This window comes from Chamaesiphon sp. OTE_8_metabat_110, assembly GCF_031382685.1.
Taxonomy (GTDB): Bacteria; Cyanobacteriota; Cyanobacteriia; order Cyanobacteriales; family Chamaesiphonaceae; genus Chamaesiphon.
In genome coordinates, this window is the sequence record NZ_JANMZA010000118.1 from 1 (window position 1) to 4,135 (window position 4,135).

Below are 4,135 nucleotides of genomic sequence, written 5' to 3' on the forward strand. Positions count from 1 at the left end.
GATCGCCAGCTTCCAGCAACCTGCCACTCTGGCGCTGGCGATCCAAACTGCCAAACAAATTCCCGCTCAAAGTGAAGTCGGTCAATCTATCCAAGGCGAAATCTCGACTTGGAATCGCCAAATTGAAACCATCGACAATCGGATTATTTTGGCAAAAGCCAAGCAAATCGTCAGTAAAGGTGAATCCCTAGCCAACCTCAAAGCCGCCGTGCGGATCGCTGGAAAGATTACCAAAGATCGACCATTGGGTGAAGAAATTACGAGCTATGTTGCCAACTGGAGCGAGAAAATTCAGACGATCGAAGATCGTCCGATCCTTGCCAGTGCGATGGCGTTAGCGAGTAAAGGTAATTTTACTCAAGCCGTCGCGATCGCAAATGGGATAGCGCCGGGGAGAGCGCTTTACCAAGACGCTCAATCTCAAGTCCGCTACTGGAATCTCGAACTACAAGAAATTGCCGATCGCCACACCTTAGATCGTGCTATTAGTATTTATCGGCAGGGGAAGATTACCAGCGCGATCGAGCTTGCCGCTACCATCGGTCGGCGCAGTCCGATTTATAGCGATGCTCGTGCCTATGTCGCTGATTGGCGAATGCTGCTGACACCACGTTCGGCACGTAACTAGTCGATAATTAAGTTGCCACTGGCTATGAAAAATATTCAGATTTCGCTGTGGGACGATCGGGAGACTCACATCCTACAGCAGTGGCAATTTTTTCCACCCACACCAATTCAGATCGGGCGATCGCCAGAACGGGAGATCGCGATCGACCGACCGTCGATTTCGCGGCTGCACGCCACGATCTCCTATACCACCCTGCGTCAAGGTGGCGGCTACTGGGAACTCAGCAATCAAGGTACTAACGGAACCTTAGTTAACGACCTGTCGATCGAGCGGGTATTATTAACTACTGGCGATCGGGTCAAGATCTCGCCTGAAGGCGCATTACTGACGATCGAGCTAGATGTTGTCGCGAGCGCCCCGAGCGCCCCCCCCAGCCCCGTCCAGCCAGCAATCTGCAAACATTCAGACAATCCACCCAACATTCTTTTTTGTCAGCACTGCGGCGAACCGATCGCCTTCAGTCATGAGATCCACCAATATCAGATCCTCAAAACCTTGGGACAAGGTGGCATGGGCACGACTTATTTGGCTTGGGACAAAGTTAAATTGCTGGTACTCAAAGAAATGAATGCCGACATGGCAATTATTCCCAAAGCGCAGGAATTATTCGAGCGCGAAGCCAAAATCCTCCAAACCTTGCACCATCCCGGCATTCCCCAATATTATGACTTCTTCGTTGCTGGATCTCGCAAATATCTGGCAATGGAACTAATTCACGGACAGGATTTGGACGTATATGTGATGGAGCGTGGCAAAGTCGCCCTCGCTCAAGCGATCGACTGGATGGTGCAACTGTGCGATATTTTGGGCTATATCCACCAACAACAACCGCCACTGATCCACCGCGACGTTAAACCCGCAAACATCCTCATCCGGACGATCGACCAGCGAGTTTTCTTGCTCGACTTTGGAGCTGTCAAAGAGATCGGCACCCTCGGCGGCACTAAAATTGGCGCACCCGACTACATGGCACCCGAACAAAATAACGGCAAACCCTGCACCCAATCAGATCTGTACGCGATCGCGCCGACATTAATTTTTCTACTCACCAGGCGCAATCCGGCGGAATTTCTCGAACTCTACCCAGATGGCTACCGCTTCAACGTCTCCTCAGTACCCGGCGTCACGCCCCAACTCCAAGCACTCATCGATAAAGCCACCCACCGCCGACCCCTCGATCGCTACCTCACCGCCGCTGATTTAGCCGAAGCTTTGCATCAAATTAGTTGAGTTTTCGGCGTTGCTGAATCTGGGAGACTGGGGGACTGGTGGACGGGTAAAAGGTAAAAGGTAAAAGGTAAAAGGTAAAAGGTAAGGGTTTTATCGATTGACTCGATCCGGTGTTTTTTAATGGGAGCCTACTACTGCATAACAGCCGCATAAAATCTATCCATGGAATGCCATAAAGCCCACTCCAATCCTCACAAATCGACCCTTACGCAGGAGAGTTTGAGAGGCGGCGTCCCGCCTTTCAACGGGGGGTCTGGGGGTCGGAACCCCCAGATCCGGGTTCTGCCTCCGCTAGGAGGATCGCAACTAACTAATATTTAACGTTTGCCGCCTCGCCGTAGTCAATCCTTCTCAAGCCAGCTAAAAACTCAAACGATCGACGATCGTTAGCGATCGCCTATATGTCAAAATGCAATATATTCGCACCAGGGAGCAGCAGTTGAGTAACTCAGATCGGTCTAAACCAGGTAAAGCCGAAGACATTCCCGCCGCCTTACGAGACGGCACCAAACCCCGAGCGACCAACCCCGATCCGGCAGTCACTCCGCGTCGATTGCCCATTGGCGGCGCGATCGTCGGCGTGGCAATTTTACTCGCAGGTGGCGCTGCGGTAATGTTTGGCATCACTTCCCAGCCGTCCCCACCCACGCCAGTTAGCAGCACCAACAATCCCAGCGACTCAAACGCCGCGCCGGGAAATAGTCCGACCACCGATAATCTCCTCAATCATCTGCCCTACACCGAAGCTCCCGATGCCGAGCTAGTCTCGATCGGTAGTGGGTATCGCTTGCGAAAAAATGCAGCGGCGAAATTTCAAACGATGGTAGCCGCAGCTAGAGCCAGTGGCGTCAATATTACGACGATCTCGGCATTTCGATCGGTCGAAGATCAAAAACGCCTCTTTTTTGGAGTTGGAGCCGCACGCGGTCAACAACCGAGCAAACGTGCTGAAGTTAGCGCACCGCCAACATACAGCGAACATCATACTGGGTACGCCGTAGATGTCGGCGATGGCACGGTACCAGCCACCAATTTAAATCAAAACTTTGACACTACACCTGCCTATAAATGGCTCAAAGCTAACGCTGCTACCTATAGTTTCGAGCTATCCTTTCCCAAGGACAACATTCAAAAAGTGAGTTATGAGCCTTGGCACTGGCGGTTCGTCGGCGATATTAACAGCCTGGAAACTTTTTATAAAGCGCATAATTTAAAGGCAAAATAATGTAGTCTCAGGGGAAAGTCATTAGTAGACAAAGCCGATCGGGATGGAAATTGACACCACTCGACAAGTAAAATTAGCTAATTTTGGAGACGAGCTGAATTTATTTAAATAATTACTAGCGATCGAGTAGACTTAATTAGTACGACAGATCTATAGTAGTTATATATTGAATTTCACACGCTCTAATTATGGAATTAACTAAGGCTCAACAGGAACTTTATGATTGGTTGGTCGATTATATTCGCGAACACCAACACGCCCCTTCGATTCGGCAGATGATGCAGGCGATGAATCTCAAGTCGCCCGCACCGATCCAAAGCCGACTGGAACATCTTCGGAGTAAAGGTTTTATTGAGTGGGCAGAAGGTAAGGCCCGAACGATTAAAATTCTTAAATATGCCGCTAGTGGCGTACCAATTTTTGGGACGATTGCAGCGGGAGGATTAGTCGAACCCTTCATTGATGGGGCTGAAAAATTCGACTTGTCCCCGATGTTTCATCAGTCTGATTACTTTGCCTTGAAGGTGATGGGCGATAGCATGATCGGTGATTCGATCGTCGAAGGCGATATGGCAATCATGCAGCCTGTCAAAGATTCAAGTGATGTGAAGAATGGGACGATTGTCGCCGCCCAAGTTGAAGGTCAAGGGACTACGCTCAAGCGTTATCATCGTCAAGGCGAACAGATTACCCTCCAACCTGCCAATCCCAAATACAAACCGATCGAGGCTGAAGCTCATTTAGTCCAACTCCAAGGTATCTTAGTTGGTGTTTGGCGCGGTTATCAACCAATGAAAAGATAGGTGTGGCTGATTTAAGGTATGAAGCATAGATTTTGCCCTCACCCCCAACCCCTCTGTCTTGACCCAAACGCACGCTGAGGGAACCTCAGCGCGATTTGGGTCGCTCCCAAGCTTGGGAGCGGCTTGCGCACGCCTCTGTTTCCCGACGGTTTGCGAAAAGTGCGTTCTTGGGGTTTCCCCAAGTGAAGCACCTTTTCAAGACAGCGGATGCGCGCTCCTCGGGTTCCCCGAGGGTTCAGCGCACCAAGC

3 protein-coding genes and 1 pseudogene are annotated in these 4,135 nt (G+C 50.6%); all 4 read left to right on the forward strand.

Features of this window, described 5'->3' with window-relative positions:
* A pseudogene (locus RMO52_RS04185) lies at positions 1-628 on the forward strand (hypothetical protein); the annotation flags it as partial.
* A gap of 24 nt (positions 629-652) precedes the next feature.
* Entirely contained in the window at positions 653-1,858 is a 1,206-nt protein-coding gene (locus tag RMO52_RS04190; protein ID WP_310411150.1) for an FHA domain-containing serine/threonine-protein kinase, read from the forward strand.
* 409 nt (positions 1,859-2,267) lie between these two features.
* Positions 2,268-3,083 (forward strand): D-alanyl-D-alanine carboxypeptidase family protein, encoded by an 816-nt coding sequence (locus RMO52_RS04195; RefSeq protein WP_309738504.1) that lies wholly within the window; start codon positions 2,268-2,270, stop codon positions 3,081-3,083.
* A gap of 188 nt (positions 3,084-3,271) precedes the next feature.
* The gene (lexA, locus tag RMO52_RS04200; RefSeq protein WP_309742462.1) at positions 3,272-3,886 is read left to right on the forward strand and encodes a transcriptional repressor LexA; all 615 of its coding nucleotides are present in this window, start codon (positions 3,272-3,274) and stop codon (positions 3,884-3,886) included.
* Positions 3,887-4,135: the final 249 nt, after the last annotated feature.

Coding starts and splice junctions, on each gene's coding strand:
- RMO52_RS04190 (WP_310411150.1), top strand. CDS start 653: ATGAAAAATATTCAGATTTCGCTGTGGGACGATCGGGAGACTCACATC.
- RMO52_RS04195 (WP_309738504.1), top strand. CDS start 2,268: ATGCAATATATTCGCACCAGGGAGCAGCAGTTGAGTAACTCAGATCGG.
- lexA (WP_309742462.1), top strand. CDS start 3,272: ATGGAATTAACTAAGGCTCAACAGGAACTTTATGATTGGTTGGTCGAT.